This is a genomic window from Geobacillus sp. FJAT-46040 (genome assembly GCF_002335725.1).
Classification (GTDB): Bacteria; Bacillota; Bacilli; order Bacillales; family Anoxybacillaceae; genus Geobacillus; species Geobacillus thermoleovorans.
This window is the reverse complement of sequence record NZ_NISS01000001.1, coordinates 2293978-2311537: the sequence shown is the minus strand read 5'-3', so window position 1 is coordinate 2311537 and position 17560 is coordinate 2293978. Positions and strand designations below refer to the sequence as shown.

At 54.0% G+C, this 17560-nt stretch carries 18 protein-coding genes, 1 pseudogene and 1 riboswitch; of the genes and pseudogenes, 17 read left to right on the top strand and 2 right to left on the bottom strand.

The features are described 5' to 3' along the window. Positions 1-43 precede the first annotated feature (43 nt). The 6 genes and pseudogenes from CD000_RS12220 to CD000_RS12190 all read left to right on the top strand — a co-directional run. Positions 44-883: pseudogene (locus CD000_RS12220) on the top strand (carbon starvation CstA family protein); the annotation flags it as partial. Between the two features lie 19 nt (positions 884-902). Further along, a complete protein-coding gene (locus tag CD000_RS12215) occupies positions 903-1106 on the top strand; it encodes a YbdD/YjiX family protein (protein ID WP_011230117.1) in 204 nt (67 codons plus the stop codon). 151 nt (positions 1107-1257) lie between these two features. Continuing rightward, a complete protein-coding gene (locus tag CD000_RS12210; protein WP_011230118.1) occupies positions 1258-2184 on the top strand; it encodes a ketopantoate reductase family protein in 927 nt (308 codons plus the stop codon). Positions 2185-2323: 139 nt separating this feature from the next. Continuing rightward, positions 2324-3991 (top strand): glycoside hydrolase family 13 protein, encoded by a 1668-nt coding sequence (locus CD000_RS12205; protein ID WP_096225765.1) that lies wholly within the window; start codon positions 2324-2326, stop codon positions 3989-3991. A 55-nt stretch (positions 3992-4046) separates the two neighbouring features. Beyond that, positions 4047-4583 (top strand): YfiT family bacillithiol transferase, encoded by a 537-nt coding sequence (locus tag CD000_RS12200; protein ID WP_011230120.1) that lies wholly within the window; start codon positions 4047-4049, stop codon positions 4581-4583. Positions 4584-4800: 217 nt separating this feature from the next. Beyond that, positions 4801-6006 (top strand): MFS transporter, encoded by a 1206-nt coding sequence (locus CD000_RS12190; protein ID WP_096225764.1) that lies wholly within the window; start codon positions 4801-4803, stop codon positions 6004-6006. A gap of 63 nt (positions 6007-6069) precedes the next feature. Here CD000_RS12190 and CD000_RS12185 read toward each other — a convergent pair whose 3' ends face one another. Then, a complete protein-coding gene (locus CD000_RS12185) occupies positions 6070-7254 on the bottom strand; it encodes a class I SAM-dependent rRNA methyltransferase (protein WP_025038991.1) in 1185 nt (394 codons plus the stop codon). A 142-nt stretch (positions 7255-7396) separates the two neighbouring features. Next, a riboswitch (TPP riboswitch) is annotated at positions 7397-7504 on the top strand. Between the two features lie 106 nt (positions 7505-7610). Between CD000_RS12185 and tenA the strand changes: the two genes are divergently transcribed. The 10 genes from tenA (at position 7611) to CD000_RS12130 (ending at position 16660) form a co-directional block, all read left to right on the top strand. Then, positions 7611-8294: a thiaminase II gene (tenA, locus tag CD000_RS12180; protein ID WP_011230122.1), complete on the top strand. Its 684-nt coding sequence runs from the start codon at positions 7611-7613 to the stop codon at positions 8292-8294. A 23-nt stretch (positions 8295-8317) separates the two neighbouring features. Beyond that, positions 8318-8908, top strand: a complete 591-nt coding sequence (locus CD000_RS12175) for an ECF transporter S component (protein ID WP_096225763.1) — start codon at positions 8318-8320, stop codon at positions 8906-8908. Between the two features lie 14 nt (positions 8909-8922). Continuing rightward, entirely contained in the window at positions 8923-10374 is a 1452-nt protein-coding gene (locus tag CD000_RS12170) for an ABC transporter ATP-binding protein (protein ID WP_096225762.1), read from the top strand. Then, positions 10374-11156 carry an energy-coupling factor transporter transmembrane component T family protein gene (locus tag CD000_RS12165; RefSeq protein ID WP_011230125.1) on the top strand — a complete coding sequence of 261 codons (783 nt, stop codon included), beginning with the start codon at positions 10374-10376 and terminating at the stop codon, positions 11154-11156. The genes CD000_RS12170 and CD000_RS12165 overlap by 1 nt, the downstream gene beginning before the upstream one ends. 16 nt (positions 11157-11172) lie before the next feature. Then, positions 11173-11778 (top strand): thiazole tautomerase TenI, encoded by a 606-nt coding sequence (gene tenI, locus CD000_RS12160; protein WP_011230126.1) that lies wholly within the window; start codon positions 11173-11175, stop codon positions 11776-11778. A gap of 3 nt (positions 11779-11781) precedes the next feature. After that, positions 11782-12915, top strand: coding sequence for a glycine oxidase ThiO (thiO, locus tag CD000_RS12155; protein WP_096225761.1), 1134 nt, complete (start codon positions 11782-11784; stop codon positions 12913-12915). After that, on the top strand, positions 12912-13115 hold the full coding sequence (gene thiS, locus CD000_RS12150; RefSeq protein ID WP_011230128.1) for a sulfur carrier protein ThiS: 204 nt from the start codon (positions 12912-12914) through the stop codon (positions 13113-13115). The genes thiO and thiS overlap by 4 nt, the downstream gene beginning before the upstream one ends. A gap of 2 nt (positions 13116-13117) precedes the next feature. Next, positions 13118-13885, top strand: coding sequence for a thiazole synthase (locus tag CD000_RS12145; protein WP_013146257.1), 768 nt, complete (start codon positions 13118-13120; stop codon positions 13883-13885). Further along, entirely contained in the window at positions 13882-14907 is a 1026-nt protein-coding gene (locus CD000_RS12140) for a thiazole biosynthesis adenylyltransferase ThiF (protein WP_023634429.1), read from the top strand. The genes CD000_RS12145 and CD000_RS12140 overlap by 4 nt, the downstream gene beginning before the upstream one ends. Positions 14908-15388: 481 nt before the next feature. After that, the gene (locus tag CD000_RS12130; RefSeq protein WP_011230132.1) at positions 15389-16660 is read left to right on the top strand and encodes a hemolysin family protein; all 1272 of its coding nucleotides are present in this window, start codon (positions 15389-15391) and stop codon (positions 16658-16660) included. 84 nt (positions 16661-16744) lie between these two features. Here the strand turns inward: CD000_RS12130 and CD000_RS12125 are convergent, their stop codons facing one another. Further along, positions 16745-16957, bottom strand: a complete 213-nt coding sequence (locus CD000_RS12125; RefSeq protein WP_011230133.1) for an alpha/beta-type small acid-soluble spore protein — start codon at positions 16955-16957, stop codon at positions 16745-16747. 289 nt (positions 16958-17246) lie between these two features. Here CD000_RS12125 and CD000_RS12120 point away from each other — a divergent pair, with 289 nt between their 5' ends. Further along, positions 17247-17489 (top strand): hypothetical protein, encoded by a 243-nt coding sequence (locus CD000_RS12120; RefSeq protein ID WP_011230134.1) that lies wholly within the window; start codon positions 17247-17249, stop codon positions 17487-17489. Positions 17490-17560: the final 71 nt, after the last annotated feature.

The window sequence follows — 17560 nt, the reverse complement described above, 5'->3', positions numbered from 1 at the left end:
GTGACGTAAAGGATTTTGACAAATAAATAAAGGGGGAAGCCGTGTGAAGGGGCTAAAATCGATTTTGTTATGGGGCCTGATTTCCGTCCTTGGGGCCGCAGCGTTTGCCATTTTGGCTTTAAGCCGCGGCGAATCGGTCAACGCCATGTGGCTGATCGTCGCCGCCGTCTGCACGTATGCGGTCGCTTATCGGTTTTACAGCCGGTTTATCGCCCGCAAAGTGTTTGGTCTTGATGATAACCGGAAAACGCCGGCTGAAGTGTTTAACGACGGGAAGGACTATGTTCCGACGAACAAATGGGTGCTATTTGGCCATCACTTCGCCGCTATTGCGGGTGCGGGACCGCTTGTCGGACCGATTTTGGCCGCGCAGATGGGCTATCTGCCTGGGACGCTTTGGATTGTGATCGGCGTTGTGCTCGGCGGAGCGGTGCAAGACTTTGTCATTTTGTTTGCGTCGATGCGCCGCAATGGGAAGTCGCTTGGCGAAATGATTAAGGAAGAAATGGGTCCGGTGACGGGCTTTATCGCAGCGCTTGGCATTTTGGGCATTATGATTATTTTATTGGCCGTATTGGCGCTCGTTGTCGTGAAAGCGCTTGTCGGAAGCCCATGGGGGATGTTTACGATCGCCGCGACGATTCCGATTGCGATTTTGATGGGCATTTACATGCGCTTCATCCGTCCAGGGCGCGTTGCTGAAGCGTCGCTTGGGGGATTTGTGCTGTTGATTTTGTCGATCGTGGTCGGGCAATATGTCGCGGAGCACCCGACGCTCTCGGCGATGTTTACGCTAAAAGGGGAAACGATCGCCATCTTAATGATCATTTATGGCTTTGTCGCTTCGGCGTTGCCGGTATGGCTGCTGCTTGCGCCGCGCGATGGAGAAGGAGCGAAGCACTATGCCTAAATGGCTGCAAAACGTTTTGGCTTATCGCCGGCAGTTTCTTGACTTGCTTGTCGGTGTGCCGAGCTATGAAAAATATGTCGAGCATATGAAAACCCATCATCCGGGCGAGCCGATTAAGTCGCGGAAAGAGTTTTTCTGCGAGGCGCAAGAGGCACGCTACAATGCTAAAGGCGGCAAAGTGTCGCGTTGCTGCTAGCAAACGGGAAGGAAGGAGGGGCGCGTTCCCTTCTTCCTTTTTTCTTCTTGTTCATCATCGCTGAGAAAATGTTCGATTGGCGGCATGGTTTTTGTGAAAGACGTTGGGAGCGTTGGATCAACCCTCAGTGGAGAAAGGAGCTGTACATATGATGCGCATTCTGTTTGTCGGAGCAGGAGCGGTCGGCGGGTATTTCGGCGGCCGTCTGCTTGAAAAAGGGGTGGACGTAACGTTTCTTGTTCGCGAGCGCAGAAAACAGGAACTGGAGAAATATGGGCTTGTCATCCACAGTGTCCATGGCGATGTGGGATTGGCGCCGAAATTGCTTGTTGCCGGCGAATCGGCCGAGCCATTTGATCTTGTCGTGTTCTCAAGCAAAGCGTACCATTTAGACGGCGCCATCGCCGACGCGAAACCGTATGTTGGAGAGGCGACGATGATTTTGCCGTTGTTAAATGGCATGGCCCATATGGATGCGTTATGGAAGGCGTTCGGCCGCGAGAATGTCTTAGGCGGGCTTTGCTTTATCGAAACGACGTTAAACGAGAGAGGGGAGATCATCCAAACGAGCCCGGCGCATGAGATGCGTTTCGGTGAATGGCCAAACGGGCGGAGCGAGCGAACGGAGGTGCTTGCATCGTTGTTTGCCGGCGCTAACGCCTGCTTTCGCCTAAGCGAACAAATTGCAGCTGATATGTGGAACAAATATTTGTTTATCGCGACGATGTCGGGCGTGACAACGCTGTTCCGCGCCCCGATCGGGCCGATCCGTTCCGGGGAGTACGGGAGTGTCATCATCGATCGGCTGTTTCGGGAAATCAAAACGATCATTCAGGCGCATGGGGCGCCGCTGACCGATGAAATGGCCGAGCGGCAGCGCACCCAGCTCGAGCAGATCGCCCCAACGATGAAATCGTCCATGCAGCGCGATATGGAAAAAGGACAGCTCATTGAAGCCGATCATTTGCAAGGGTATCTGCTAGCATTGGCGAAGCGGCATGGCATCCATGCTCCGATGCTTGAGGTGGTATATCACAATTTAAAAATTTACGAAGCGAGCCGCGCAACCGGTGAGTGACCAGTTGTTCAACCCAGCCGTTTGGCAGGAGCGTGCAGCCCCGCCAAACGGCTGTTTTTTGAGAAAAAGAGAAGTTGTTTACCGCACCAATATAGTGTACAGTTAATAGTGAAAACGTGTGCACAAGGAGGAGGCAGCCTTGAAAAAAACATGGTGGAAAGAAGGCGTTGCGTATCAAATTTATCCTCGCAGCTTTATGGATGCCAACGGCGACGGCATCGGTGATCTTCGCGGCATCATCGAAAAGCTGGATTATTTGGTGGAGCTTGGAGTCGACATCGTTTGGATTTGTCCGATTTACCGGTCGCCGAACGCTGATAATGGATATGACATCAGCGACTATTATGCCATTATGGATGAGTTTGGAACGATGGATGACTTCGATGAATTGCTTGCCCAAGCCCATCGGCGCGGGTTGAAAATCATTTTGGATTTGGTCATCAATCATACGAGTGATGAGCATCCGTGGTTTATCGAATCGCGGTCATCGCGAGACAATCCGAAGCGCGACTGGTACATTTGGCGCGACGGCAAAGATGGGCGCGAACCGAACAACTGGGAAAGCATTTTCGGCGGCTCGGCATGGCAGTATGACGAGCGGACGGGTCAGTACTATTTACATCTTTTCGATGTGAAACAGCCCGATTTGAACTGGGAAAACAGCGAGGTGCGCCAAGCGCTGTATGACATGATCAACTGGTGGCTGGATAAAGGCATCGACGGCTTTCGCATCGACGCGATTTCCCACATTAAGAAAAAGCCGGGTCTTCCCGATTTGCCAAATCCGAAGGGGCTGAAGTACGTGCCGTCATTTGCTGCGCACATGAACCAGCCAGGGATTATGGAGTATTTGCGAGAGTTGAAAGAGCAAACGTTTGCACGATATGACATTATGACGGTCGGCGAGGCGAACGGAGTAACGGTTGATGAGGCCGAACAATGGGTCGGGGAAGAAAACGGCGTGTTTCATATGATTTTTCAGTTCGAGCATTTAGGGTTTTGGAAAAGGAAAGCAGATGGTTCGATCGATGTCCGCCGGCTGAAGCGGACGTTGACGAAATGGCAAAAAGGATTGGAAAACCGTGGGTGGAACGCGCTCTTTTTGGAAAACCACGACTTGCCTCGATCGGTGTCGACGTGGGGCAATGACCGCGAGTATTGGGCGGAGAGCGCGAAGGCGCTTGGCGCGCTCTACTTTTTCATGCAAGGGACGCCGTTCATTTACCAAGGGCAAGAGATCGGGATGACGAACGTGCAATTCTCCGACATTCGCGATTACCGCGATGTCGCTGCCTTGCGTCTGTATGAGCTCGAACGGGCGAACGGCCGGACGCATGAGGAAGTGATGAAGATCATTTGGAAAACCGGGCGCGACAACTCGCGCACCCCGATGCAATGGTCTGATGCCCCGAATGCAGGGTTTACGGTTGGCACGCCATGGATCAAGGTGAACGAAAACTATCGTACGATCAATGTCGAGGCCGAGCGGCGCGACCCGAACTCAGTATGGTCGTTTTATCGACAAATGATTCAGCTTCGGAAAGCGAACGAGCTGTTTGTTTACGGAGCGTACGATCTGCTTTTGGAAAATCACCCATCCATTTACGCGTACACAAGAACGCTTGGCCGCGATCGGGCGCTTATCATTGTCAACGTATCCGATCGTCCTTCACTTTACCGCTATGACGGCTTCCGCCTTCAGTCAAGCGATTTGGCGCTTTCGAACTACCCGGTCCGTCCGCATAAAAATGCGACGCGTTTTAAGCTGAAGCCGTACGAGGCGCGCGTATACATCTGGAAAGAATAAGAAGGAATTTGCCTTTCCGTGTGGAATAAATGCATACGGAAGGGAGATGATCAACATGGCAACGGTCGATCCGATTCGCTACCCGATCGGAACGTTTCAAGCGCCGCAGCAGTTTGAGGCTGGGGAGGTGCAAGAGTGGATTGCTGCCATCCGCGGGCTGCCGAGCGACTTAAGAACCGCTGTTTCCGGCTTGAACGATGAGCAGCTGAACACGCCGTACCGCGAAGGCGGCTGGACGGTTGCCCAAGTCGTCCATCATTTGGCTGATGCAAGCATGAATGCGTTTTTGCGCACGAAATGGGGAGTGACGGAAGACGGCCCAACGGTGAAGCCGTTTGCGGAAAGCGAATGGGCGAAAACGGCCGATGCTTGCTTGTTGCCCATTGAACCGTCGCTTTTATTGCTTGACGGGCTGCATGCGCGATGGGCGGCGTTGCTTGAATCGATGACGGAGGCAGATTTTCACCGAACCGTTCGGCCGGAAGGGGCAGCGGGGGAGATGCCGCTGTATGTATTGACCGCGTTGTATGCATGGCATGGGAAGCATCATACCGCGCAAGTTGCGTCGTTGCGCAAACGAAAAGGATGGTAAAGGCTGCCGATTCTTCGGCGGCTTTTTCTTCATGCATCATAGAAGGATGGTGCTGCGCAAACAACACCCGGGAACCGCCGGCTGGGCGGGGCTTTTTTGTCGTCATCCTGCCGAGAGAACGGTGAAATAGCATTTTTGCTTAAACGGCGGCATAGGATTATGTTATACTAACAAATATTAGGGGACACGAAATACATCGTTCGCAAGGGGGATCGGTATGGGAGCGGAGCAGCAGCCGCTTATGGCAGAACAAAAAGAAAAAATATGGACGAAAGATTTTGTTTTGATTTGTTTGGCCAATTTTTTTGTGTTTCTTGGGTTTCAAATGACGCTGCCGACCCTTCCGCTGTTTGTCGAGCATTTGGGCGGCAACGATCAGCTGATTGGCGTTGTCGTCGGTGTGTTTACGTTTTCGGCGCTCATCGTCCGTCCGTTCGCCGGCCATGCGCTTGAGACGAAAGGGCGCCGGTTTGTGTTTTTATTGGGGCTTCTCATTTTTGTCATTTCTGTCGGTTCCTACAGCTTGATCTCAAGCATTTTCCTTCTCTTTTTGATGCGGGTCGTCCAAGGAATCGGCTGGGGGTTTTCGACAACCGCTTCCGGAACGGTGGCGACGGACATCATTCCAGCGAGTCGCCGCGGGGAAGGAATGGGCTATTACGGGCTGTCTGGGAATATCGCCTTGGCGTTTGGTCCGTCGCTTGGACTTGTGCTTGCCGCTATGATTCCGTTTAGCCATCTGTTTGCCATTTGTGCGGCGCTTGGAGTCGCTTCGGTGCTGTTTGCCGCCGCAATCACGTATAAAAAAGCGGAAGCCGTGCATGGCAAAGGGGCGAACAGATGGGATTTGTATGAAAAAAGCGCTTTGACCCCGTCGTTGCTGTTGTTTTTCTTGACGGTGACGTTCGGCGGCATCGCCTCATTCTTGCCTCTATATACGGCGCAAAAACAGATCGGCGGCCTGCAACTGTACTTTTTGCTTTACGCGCTTGCCTTGATGGTGACGCGAACGTTCGCTGGCCAGTTGTATGACCGAAAAGGGCATCGGGCCGTCTTTCTCCCTGGTGCGGGGCTTATTTTGCTGGCGATGCTTCTTCTCGCTTGGCTGCCGGGAGAATGGGCGTTGCTTTTGGCGGCGGTGCTGTACGGTTTCGGCTTTGGCATGGTGCAACCGGGGCTGCAGGCGTGGTCCGTCGAGCGGGCGCCTGCCCACCGCAAGGGAATGGCGAACGCGACATTTTTCTCGTTTTTTGATTTAGGGGTCGGCGTCGGGGCGATAGTGTTTGGCCAAATCAGCCATTGGTTCGGCTATCCGAGCATTTATTTAGCTGCTAGCGGTTCGGTGTTCCTTTCGATGCTTGTCTATCTGTCGGTCTTGCATAAAGAACAATCGCTTCGCCCCCGGGAACGAAAAAACGCTTAGGGATAACCCCTAGGCGTTTTTTCTGCCCAGCGGCGCATCGAAACGGCCTTTGAGGGCGGCTCGTCACCGCCGGGAATGCACTTCGTAAATGGCGAATTTTAAGTAGTCGCCTTCTTCCGCGGCAAGGAGTTTCGGGTGGTCGTAGCCGGCGCCGTTCCAATATACTTGGCGCAGCACTTTTTTCGCGTCAAATGCCGCATCAGCGATCATCTCTTGAAATAGGTGCGGGCGGACGTGGTACGAGCAGCTTGATGTGACGAAAAAGCCGCCGTCTTTGACAAGCTTCAATCCGTTTAAGTTAATGTCTTTATAGCCGCGCAGCGCCTTCGGGACGGCATGGGCCGATTTCGCGAATGCCGGCGGGTCGATGATGACGACATCCCACTGTTTGCCGGCGCGCACTGATTCGCGCAAATAGTCGAAGGCGTTGGCGACGACAAATTCAACGTTCGTGAATCCGTTTAACGCGGCGTTCCGTTTCGCCGTTTCGATGGCATGTTCGGAAATATCGACGGCAGTAGCATGTTTTGCCCCATACAGACAAGCGTTTAGCATAAACGAGCCGGTATGGGTGAAGCAGTCGAGCACGGTTGTCTCCGGACCGATGAGCGGACGAAGAGCGGCGCGGTTTTGCCGTTGGTCGAAGAAAAAGCCGGTTTTTTGTCCGTTTTCAATATCGACGATGTATTTCACGCCGTTTTCCTCGATTTCGATTTCCGTTTCCGCTTCCCCGTACCAAAAGCCTTTTTCTTGTTTGAGACCCTCAAGCTCCCGAACGGACACATCGTTGCGCAAATAAATGGCCCTTGGGGCAAACACGTCAAGCAAGCCGCGCAAAATCCAGTCTTTCCGCCTTTCCATGCCGAGCGCCAAAATTTGCACAACAAGCACATCTTCATATTTGTCGACGATCAATCCGGGCAAAAAGTCGGCTTCGCCATAGACGGCGCGGCAGGAGCGAACGCCGGGAATCATCCGTTCACGGTACGCCCACGCCTGACGGATGCGGTCGATGAAAAAGCGCTCATCGAGTTCATCGTTTGGGTTTTGCGTCAAGACGCGGACGATGATTTGCGAAGCGGGGTTGATATATCCTTTCGCCAGCCAATACCCTTGATGATTGTAAACGTCAACGAAGTCGCCCGGCGCAGCATCGCCTTCGATGCGGTCAACTTCACTTTGAAAAATCCATGGATGCCCTTGCTCAAGCCGTTTTTTCCGTTCTCTTTTCAGGATGACCTTCGCCATCGTTTCCACTCCCATTCCGTCGTCAATTGCTGCGTTTCCATCATAGCGGATTGCAACGCATAGCGCAACGTCGGAGAAAAAAAGATTGACAATCGTTCGTGCCATGGTATGATTAAGTGTAAAGAAAACTGAAAATTGCACCATCATCCACTAGGGGAGCCTTTAGAAAGGCTGAGATCAAAGTGTGCCTTTGAGACCCTTAGCACCTGATCTGGGTAATGCCAGCGTAGGGAAGTGGAGGAGCAGCACAGCAAGGCTAGGCTTTGCCTTGCCAACGTCGCATGCCCACGCCGCTTTCTTTACGCCAATCGGCAAAGGAAGCGGCGTTTTTATTTTGCCAAAAAGGGGGAAAACGAATGTCATTTGCCAAACAATTGCGCCAAGCGGCCGATCCGATCTGGCAGGCGAGTTTCCGCCATCCGTTTGTTCAGGAGCTTGGCCAAGGGACGCTTGCGCGCGAGAAGTTTCGCTATTACGTGATGCAAGATGCCTATTATTTGCGCCATTTTGCCCGCGTTCAGGCGATCGGGGCGGCGAAATCGCCGGATTTGGCGACGACAGCCCGGTTGGCGCACCATGCACAAAGCACGTGCGAAGCCGAGCTGTCTCTGCATGAAACGTTCGCCGAGCTCTTGGGCATTACAGAAGAGGAAAGGGCGGCGTTCATTCCGGCGCCGACGGCGTACGCCTATACGTCGCACATGTACCGCGCGGCGTACGAAGGGCATCTCGGTGATGTTATCGCCGCCATTTTGCCGTGCTACTGGCTGTATTACGAAATTGGCGAGCGCTTGAAAACGTGCCGCCCGAACGATCCGATTTATGAAAAATGGATCGGCACCTACAGTTCGGACTGGTTCCGCTCGCTTGTGGAAGAGCAAATCGCGCGGCTTGACGACATCGCTGACGAGGTCACCGAAGAGGATCGCCATCGGATGAAGCGGCATTTCCTCATCAGCAGCGAATATGAGTACGAGTTTTGGGAGATGGCGTATCGGCTTGAGCAGTGGCCGTCGGCTGAATTGGCGGCGAGCCGTTGACGTGAGACAAGGAGGAGAACAGGATGGAAGTGAAGACAGAAGGGTTAAAATTGGTGGATATTTTAACGACGATCGTCATTGCGATTGTGTTTGGCGTTATTTACAAATTATGGGGACCGCTATATAGCGCGGTGGGAGCAGTAGGGTTTCATCTCGATCAATTCATTTACGGCATGTGGTTTATCGCCTCCTCGCTCGCTTATTTGCTTATTCGCAAGCCAGGGGTGGCGTTGCTCGCGGAGATTGCGGCTTCGTCCGGCGAGCTGATCATGGGATCGCAATGGGGGCTTGAAGTGCTCATTTATGGATTCATTCAAGGGCTGTTTGCCGAGCTCGTGTTTGCGGCGTTCCGCTATCGGCGGTTTGACGTGCTCGTCGTATCGCTAAGCGCGGTCGGCGCGACGATTGGCTCGCTCATCATGGACTTTTACAAAGGCTATATTGAGGCGCTCGCCCCATGGAATATGGCGCTCTTTTTGCTGGCGCGTTTTATCGGCGCCATCCTCATTGCCGGCGTGTTCGCTGTCTCGTTGGCCAAGGCGCTTGAGAAAACCGGGGTGACGCAAATGTGGCGGCCGGCCTCGAAAGACGATTACGATGCATTGAACCGGTAAGGCGGCGAATGGCGATGAAACAAGCAATTGCGATTGATCGGCTGCGCCTGAAATTTCCCGGGAGCGACGGGCTGCTGTTTCGCGACTTGTCGCTTTCGATTGCCGAGGGGGAGAAAGTGCTCCTCCTTGGTCCGTCCGGATGCGGCAAGTCGACATTATTGCAAGTGATGGCTGGCATCATTCCCCGCTCGATCGATGTGCCGATGAAAGCGGAGCGCCTTAAGCGGCCGGAACGGTGGGGCTATGTTTTCCAAGATCCTGATGCGCAATTTTGCATGCCGTATGCGGACGAGGAAATCGCTTTTGCCCTCGAAAATCGAAGCGTGCCGCGCCACGAGATGCCCGTCCGCATCCGTGCCCTGCTGAACCAAGTCGGTTTGGAGATCGCTCCGCATACGGATATTCATACGCTTTCCGGTGGAATGAAGCAGCGATTGGCTCTTGCTTCGGTGCTGGCGCTTGAGCCGGATGTCTTGTTTTTGGATGAGCCGACGGCGCTGCTTGATGAAGAAGGGACGAAGGCGGTATGGCAAACGGTGAAGCAGGTGGGCCGCGGCAAAACGGTCATCATCGTCGAGCATAAAATTGACCATGTGCTCGACTTTGTGGATCGCATTGTCTTGTTCAGCCGCGATGGGCGCATCATCGCCGACGGCGAGGCGAAGGCGGTGTTTTCCGACTATAAAGACGTCATTGCCGCTGAAGGGATTTGGTATCCAGGCGTCTGGGATGACTATGACCGGACGGCAAGGCGGCGAAATCGCCATCAAGGCGAGGAGCTTCTTCGCCTCGCCCGTTTTCGCGGGTTCCGCGGCCGGGAGGCGAAAATCTATGTTCCTGAAGCAACGGTGCACGCCGGCGAATGGATTGCCGTCACCGGAAAAAACGGCGCCGGTAAAAGCACGTTGCTGCACGCGCTTATGCAACTCATCCGCACGGACGGAGAGTATATGCTGCTAGGCGCCGACATCAAGCGGCAACACCCGCTTTACCGCCATATTGCGTTCGTTTTCCAAAATCCGGAATGGCAATTTGTCGCCCATTCCGTTCGCGAAGAGCTCGCCTACTCGCTTCGGCTTGAGGGGCGGCCGAAAGAGGAAATTGAGGGAATCGTCGACCGTCTGTTGCGTGAATTTGACCTTGTTGAGCAGCAAGACCAGCACCCGTACCAACTGTCGGTCGGACAAAAGCGGCGGTTGAGCGTCGCCGCTTCGATCGTCGCCGGCCAGCGTCTCTTTTTGCTTGATGAGCCGACATTTGGGCAAGATGCAAAAAATACGTTCGCGTTGCTCGAAATGCTTGAAGCATACCGTGAACAAGGGGCGGCGATCATGATGGTTACACATGACGAACAAATCGTCCGCCGCTTTGCGACGAGACAGTGGGTGATTGAAGATGGGGCGCTCGTTCGGGACGAACGGCTTGACATCCGAGAGCCGGTGTTGGCGGAAGGTGGGGCAGGGTGATGAAATGGGAGGTTCGCTGCCGCGAGACATGGCTTCATGAGACGAACCCGAGTTTGAAGCTCATTGTGCTTGTCGTGCTCTTTTTCGCTGTGTTGTTCATTCATAACCCGAACGTGCTGATTAACGTTTCGCTCGCTCTCTTCGTTTTGTTTTGCTTTGGCACCGGCTATCCGGCGAATGTGTTGTTTTGGCTGTTTTTGCCGTTTTTCCTCGTGTTTGTTTCGACGGCTTCATCGATGATGATGTTTGGCGAGGGAACGACGACATGGGTTCGCTGGGGGCTCATCCATGTTACAGCGGAAAGTTTTTGGCGCGGGGTGCACATCGGGTTTCGCGCTTTGGCGCTTGGGCTTCTCGGATTGATTTTTTCGCTGACGACCCGGCCGGTTCCGTTGTTTTATTCGCTCATGCAGCAGTTGAGACTGAAGCCAAAGTATGCGTACAGTTTTTTGGCGGCCGTTCGCCTATTGCCGATTATGCTTGAAGAGTTTCAGGCGATCCGCTATGCGTTAACAGTGCGCGGCGTGCCGAATAAGGGCGTCCTCAGCAAAGTGAAGCGCTACGCCATTCCGCTGTTGTCGCAAAGCATCCGCCGCGCCCAGCGCATCGCCGTGGCGATGGAAGCGAAACAATTTTCCGGCAGCGGGCGGCGCACGTTTTATTATGAAATCGGGTTCGGCAAATATGATATTTGGCTTGTCGCCTTGTTTGCCGCTTTGATGTTCGCCGCCTACTATGTCGGTGTTCATTATCCGTATATTTCTATAAGCGATGTACGGTAGAAAGAAAGGGATGGCGATGGGGGTTCTCCATTTCGTTTCCACCGGGCGTCAGACGGTTGACGAATTTGCCGCGATTTGTGCGCACACCCATCCGTATGCCGACCTGATTCATATTCGCGAAAAAGGGAAGACGGCGCGTGAAGTGGCGGCGTTTGTCGCGGCACTGCTTCGCGTCGGGGTGCCGCTGCAAAAAATCATCGTCAATGACCGGGTTGATGTCGCCGCTGTCTACGGTGTCAAAGGTGTGCAGCTTGCTTATCACAGCCTGCCGGTGCGCGCCGTCCGCCGCTCGTTTCCGGACTTGACGGTTGGTTGCTCGGTGCACGGGTCGGAGGAGGCGAAACAGGCCGAACAGGATGGCGCTCACTTTTGTTTGTATGGCCATATTTTTCCGACGGACAGCAAGCCCGGTTTGCCGCCGCGCGGTCTGGACTCGCTTGCGGAAATCGCGGCCGCCGTGTCCATTCCAGTCATCGCCATTGGCGGCATTCACGCCGGCAACGCTCGTCGGGTGCTGGAAGCGGGCGCAGCCGGGGTGGCAGTATTGTCGGCTGTTTTTTTCGCTGCTGACCCCGTTGCTGAGGCTAAACGGCTGGCAGACATCGTGAAAGGGAGGGGATAGGGGATGACGCATCGGTATGACGTCGCCATCGTCGGCGGCGGGGTGATTGGGGCGGCCATCGGTTTTGAGCTCGCCAAGCGGCGGCATCGCGTCGCCATTTTTGAAAAAGGAACGATGGGAAGCGGGGCGTCAAGCGCGGCGGCCGGTATGCTGGGGGCGCAATCCGAGTTTTCGACGTCAAGCCCGCTTGTGCCGCTTGCCTTGCAAAGTCGAGCTCTCATGCCGGCCTTGGCTGAAGAGCTGAGGGAGAGGACCGGCATCGATATCGGCCTTGTCGAAAAAGGATTGATCAAACTAGCGACAACGGAAGAGGAAGCAGACGATCTCTATCGCCATTATACATTTTGGCGGGGCATAGGCGAACCGGTGCAGTGGCTCACGAAAGGGGAGGCGCTTGAAATGGAGCCGCGTCTTGCGGCGGAAGCGCTTGCCGGCGCGATGTACATCCCTGGCGATGGGCAAGTGAGCGCTCCGGATTTGGCCGCCGCTCTTGCCTATGCCGCCGCCTCCGCCGGCGCTTGTCTGTACGAGTATACGGAAGTGTTCGACATCCGTTCCGACAGCAGTGGGCATGTGTTAGACACAACAGGCGGGACGTTTGCCGCCGAGGCGGTCGTCATCGCTTCCGGCGCTTGGGCGGCGCGGCTCGGCGCGCGGGTCGGGCTTTCGCTTTCCGTTTATCCGGTCAAAGGAGAATGCGTCATGGTGCGCGCCCCGGTTCCGTTGTTGCAAACGACTGTATTTGCGAAAAACGGCTGCTACATCGTTCCGAAATCAGGAAACCGGCTGCTCATCGGAGCGACGTCCACGCCCGGCACGTTCGATCGACGTGTATCGGCCGGTGGGGTGATGAACTTGCTTCACCGCGCCGCCCACCTTGTTCCGGACATCGAACAGGCGGAATGGGTGGCATCATGGAGCGGCATTCGGCCGCAGACCGAAGACGGCTTGCCTTATCTAGGCGAGCATCCGGAGCGGCGCGGCTTATTCGTCGCTGCCGGACATTACCGGAACGGCATTTTGCTCAGCCCATTGACCGGTCTGCTTGTCGCCGACTTAGTGGAGCGGAAAGAGACGGTGTTTGATCTTGCGCCATTTTCGTTGACACGCCATATCGGAAAGGTGGGGGTGGAATGACGTTAGTGATTAACGGGGAGACGGTCGCCGTGCCCGACGAGGTGAAAACGGTGGGCGATTTGCTTGCCCATTTCCGGCTTGAGAACAAGCTTTGCATCGTCGAAGTCAATGTCCGCATCATCCAAAAACATGAGTATGGGACGACGGTGCTATGCGATGGTGATCGCGTGGAAATCGTTCATTTTGTAGGAGGCGGTTGATGATGTTGAAAATTGGCCCATATGAATTTTCTTCGCGGCTGTTGCTCGGCACGGGCAAATATCCGAGCTTGGACGTGCAAAAAGAAGCGGTGGAAGCATCAGGGGCGGAAATTTTAACGTTCGCCGTCCGGCGGATGAACATCTTTTCCCCGGAGCAGCCGAACTTTTTAGAGCAGCTCGATTTAAGCAAATATAAGCTTTTGCCGAACACCGCCGGGGCGAAAACGGCCGAAGAAGCGGTGCGCATCGCCCGACTCGCCAAGGCATCCGGATTGTGTGATATGATAAAAGTAGAAGTGATCGGCTGCGACAAAACGCTCCTCCCAGACCCGATTGAGACGTTGAAAGCGGCGGAAATGCTGCTTGAGGAAGGGTTTATCGTGTTGCCGTACACATCCGATGATGTCGTTCTGGCGAAGCGGCTAGAGGAGCTTGGCTGCCATGCGATCATGCCGGGCGCCTCGCCGATCGGGTCTGGGCAAGGCATCATCAATCCGCTCAATTTGAGCTTTATCATTGAGCAGGCGAACGTGCCGGTCATTGTCGACGCCGGCATCGGTGGACCGGCGGACGCGGCGCTGGCGATGGAGCTTGGCGCGGATGGGGTGCTCTTGAACACCGCTGTTTCCGGCGCGGCCGATCCAGTGAAAATGGCGAAGGCGATGAAGCTGGCGGTGGAAGCGGGCCGGCTCGGCTATGAAGCCGGACGCATCCCGAAAAAACGGTACGCGTCAGCGAGCAGTCCAACGGAAGGAATGAGTGTTGTTTGAACGAACGGTATTCCCGGCAGCAACTATTTGCACCGATTGGCGAGGAAGGGCAAAAGAAAATACGGGGAAAGCATGTCGTGTTAGTCGGCGCCGGAGCGCTCGGCACAGGCAACGCCGAAGCGCTCGTTCGCGCCGGCATCGGCAAATTGACAATCATTGACCGCGATTACGTCGAATGGAGCAATTTGCAACGCCAGCAACTGTACAGCGAAGCGGATGCGAAGGAGCGGCTGCCAAAGGCGATCGCCGCCAAACGGCGCCTTGAACAAATCAACAGCGAGGTTGAGATCGAGGCCATTGTCGGCGACGCCGGCCCAGAAGAATTGGAAACGATCGCCCTCAAGCAACGCCCTGACTTATGGATCGATGCGACAGATAATTTTGATACGCGCCTTGTCCTCAATGACGTTGCCTACAAGTACAACATTCCGTGGATTTATGGCGCTTGTGTCGGCAGTTATGGTTTAAGCTGCGCCTTCATTCCGAACCGCACGCCTTGTTTGTATTGCTTGCTTGAAACGGTGCCGCAAGGGGGATTGACGTGCGATACGGCCGGCATTATCAGCCCAGCGGTGCAAATGGTTGTCAGCTATCAGATGGCTGAGGCGTTAAAAATTTTAGTGGAGGACTGGTCGGCGCTCCGCGGCAAGCTCGTTTCGTTTGACCTTTGGACGAACGAATACGCCTCCATTCGCATTGACGGGGTGAAAAAGGACGGTTGCCCGACGTGCGGACGTCATCCATCTTATCCGTTTCTTTCCTATGAACAACGGACGAAGACTGCCGTCTTGTGCGGGCGCGATTCTGTGCAAATCCGTCCGCCTGCCCCGCGCCAGTACGACTTGAATGAATTGGCGGAGCTGTTTCGCCGCCAAGGGCTTCAAGCGGAAGCGAACCCGTATCTTGTCTCCGTTTCGCTCGGCGACAAGCGATTGGTTGTCTTTCGCGACGGCCGTGCGCTTGTGCACGGCACGAAAGACGTGCAGGAGGCAAAGGCGATCTATTACCGCTATTTAGGTTGAAACGAGGGAAAATGAAATAAGGGCGTCCATTGATGGGAGGACGCCCTTGTTTTGTTTATCAAACTGTCAAAAAGACACCCTTCTCCTCCCTGCTTTTCCCGCCGGCAATATGGTACGATGAAAGAGGGGAAGAAAAGGGAGGGGAAGACGAATGGCCGAGTGGTCGGTGACATTCAACATTGCCTCATTGCTTGTTCTTGTGTATTTGATTGGTTCCTGTTGGCTTGAATCATGATGCGCCTCGGTTTATCCGGCGCATTTTTCTTTTTGGTTGTCTGGATTTATATGGAAGGACAACTCGCCAGCTATAGTCAGTTGGCGAAAAATTTGTTATATTTAAGATAGGAAGAGCGAAAACGGCTGCTGCCGGTCGCATCGCTTTGTTTCCGCTTAGCGCGGCAAGTGTGGCTTTTACAGCATGATTTGGCGGAAAAATGGATATGAATAACATCGTCACCATCCATAGGAGTGTGAAGATTCATTGGAAGAGTGGCCGTTAAGGTTGTTCGGGTGGTTTTTCCTCTCCCTGCTCGCCAATGCACTGTTCGCTTCAGCAGAAGCCGCGTTTTCTTCGGCAAGCAAGGCACGGTTGCGGCATTATGCGGAAGAGCATCTGCACAATAAGCGTCTCCAAGCGGTGATCGGTCAGCTTGACCGCGTGTTGTTGGCGCTTGCTGTGGCCAACCGCCTCACCAGCGTCGTGACGGTCGTGCTCTTTACGGACATTGCCGTTTCGTTGCTTGGGGAACAGATGGGCTTGTTTGCCACGCTGGCGGTGATGACAGTATTATTTGTCGTCTTCGGTGAAATTTTGCCAAAATCGATGGCGAAAGAGCATGCGGAGCAGCTCGCCATCCGATACGCCGGCCTTGCCTATGGGCTGATGAAGTTGATGACGCCGGTTACGGCGTCGCTCCAAGCCTTAAAAGATCGAATCGCCAAGAGGTTCGCCAATGGGGTGGCTGTGCCGGCTGTTACGGAGGAAGATATTAAAGTGATGGTTGAGCTGAGTGAAGAAGAAGGGGTCATCGACAACAAAGAAAAAGAATTGATCCAACGTTCGCTCGATTTTGATGAAATTTTGGTCGGAGAAATTTTCACGCCGCGTGCTGATATGGTGGCGGTAGAAGTGAACCAGCCGATTGAAGAGATTCGCGACGTGTTTTTGGAAGAGAAATATTCCCGCATCCCGGTCTATGAAGGGGATATTGACAACGTGATCGGCATTTTGTCGGAAAGCGACTTTTTCAGCGAGCTTGTGCAAAAGCGGGAGGTGCGCATCCGCGATTTGTTGCGCCAGCCGTTGTTCGTTGTCGAGTCCATGAAAGTGTCGGATCTTCTGCCGGAGCTGCAAAAAAGCAAAGTGCATATGGCGATCGTCGTCGACGAGTTTGGCGGCACCGCTGGACTCATTACGCTCGAAGATATTCTCGAGCAAATTGTCGGCGAAATATGGGATGAGCATGATGAAGCGGTGAAAACGGTGCGCCAAATCGACGAGCACAGCTTCGAGTTCAGCGCCGAACTGCCGCTGGATGAATTTTGCGAAGTGATGAACATCGACGTGCCAAGGAGCGAATCGCATACGTTGGGTGGTTGGATTTTTGAGATGTTTGAGCGTATTCCAGCAGTCGGCGAAACGTTGCAATATGGATCGCTGACGTTCACCGTCCGCCAAGTCGACAATCGGCGCATTCGCAAAGTGCTTGTCTCATTGAGCCAACCGCTTGCCGAGCAGGCGGGAGGCGCCTGATTCGCTCCCCGTTCCCATATGAAAGCGCCCCGGGCTGACTGCCCGGGGCGTTTGCCATCTATATGAAGTTGTTCGTTAAGGCGGTTATTGAATGTTGCCGAATTGGCCCCCAAGTTGTTGCTGAGCCATGGCGACAAGACGTTTCGTAATTTCGCCGCCGACCGAACCGTTCGCGCGAGAAGTCGTGTCAGCGCCGAGGTTCACACCAAATTCTTGGGCGATTTCGTACTTCATTTGATCAATGGCTTGTTGAGCACCAGCGACTAACAGTTGGTTGTTGTTATTGTTGCGTGCCATTGTTGATCATCTCCTCTTAAAAATTTTTGATGGTTGGGGTGGTTGGATTTGCACCAACACTTCACGCTGCAAGGCGTGTGCCAAGCTTGGCTGAACCCACTGGCCCACCCGCCTTTGGCTTCGCCAGCGTCCCTGTTGCAACGGATGGGTGATTTCGCTGGCGGTACTCATAGTTTGGGACGTTTTTTGCCTGTTATGCATGGTGAGAATATGGGAATTTTTAACGTTTTACCGCCGTCACCATTAGGGAATATGTAAAGATAAGGAACATCTTAGAGGAGGAAGCAGCATGAATGTATGCCCGCTGTGCAACGGGTTGCGCCGGGTGACGGTGTATTGCAGCTACTGCCGGCAACCAATGGAAGATCATGGGAAAGTTACAGATTATTTCGATGACTACAGCCCGTACATGGATGCGGACGTCATGAAGCTTGTCGACGGCTATTTGCGCACGTATACGAATCATGAATGTGTTCATTTGTTTTACTGTCCGACTTGCCATGAGGAGGAAGTGCGTTTTATCAAGGAATAAGGCTGTTGATGGAGTGGAAAGGAAAGGCGTTCCGTTTTTTCGGAACGCCTTCGAATGAATCTATATGAACA

Bases quoted from the DNA above. Each gene is read 5' to 3' on its own strand.
- CD000_RS12215 (WP_011230117.1), top strand. From the start codon at position 903: ATGCCTAAATGGCTGCAAAACGTTTTGGCTTATCGCCGGCAGTTTCTT.
- CD000_RS12210 (WP_011230118.1), top strand. From the start codon at position 1,258: ATGCGCATTCTGTTTGTCGGAGCAGGAGCGGTCGGCGGGTATTTCGGC.
- CD000_RS12200 (WP_011230120.1), top strand. From the start codon at position 4,047: ATGGCAACGGTCGATCCGATTCGCTACCCGATCGGAACGTTTCAAGCG.
- CD000_RS12190 (WP_096225764.1), top strand. From the start codon at position 4,801: ATGGGAGCGGAGCAGCAGCCGCTTATGGCAGAACAAAAAGAAAAAATA.
- CD000_RS12185 (WP_025038991.1), bottom strand. From the start codon at position 7,254: ATGGCGAAGGTCATCCTGAAAAGAGAACGGAAAAAACGGCTTGAGCAA.
- tenA (WP_011230122.1), top strand. From the start codon at position 7,611: ATGTCATTTGCCAAACAATTGCGCCAAGCGGCCGATCCGATCTGGCAG.
- CD000_RS12175 (WP_096225763.1), top strand. From the start codon at position 8,318: ATGGAAGTGAAGACAGAAGGGTTAAAATTGGTGGATATTTTAACGACG.
- CD000_RS12170 (WP_096225762.1), top strand. From the start codon at position 8,923: ATGAAACAAGCAATTGCGATTGATCGGCTGCGCCTGAAATTTCCCGGG.
- CD000_RS12165 (WP_011230125.1), top strand. From the start codon at position 10,374: ATGAAATGGGAGGTTCGCTGCCGCGAGACATGGCTTCATGAGACGAAC.
- tenI (WP_011230126.1), top strand. From the start codon at position 11,173: ATGGGGGTTCTCCATTTCGTTTCCACCGGGCGTCAGACGGTTGACGAA.
- thiO (WP_096225761.1), top strand. From the start codon at position 11,782: ATGACGCATCGGTATGACGTCGCCATCGTCGGCGGCGGGGTGATTGGG.
- thiS (WP_011230128.1), top strand. From the start codon at position 12,912: ATGACGTTAGTGATTAACGGGGAGACGGTCGCCGTGCCCGACGAGGTG.
- CD000_RS12145 (WP_013146257.1), top strand. From the start codon at position 13,118: ATGTTGAAAATTGGCCCATATGAATTTTCTTCGCGGCTGTTGCTCGGC.
- CD000_RS12125 (WP_011230133.1), bottom strand. From the start codon at position 16,957: ATGGCACGCAACAATAACAACAACCAACTGTTAGTCGCTGGTGCTCAA.
- CD000_RS12120 (WP_011230134.1), top strand. From the start codon at position 17,247: ATGAATGTATGCCCGCTGTGCAACGGGTTGCGCCGGGTGACGGTGTAT.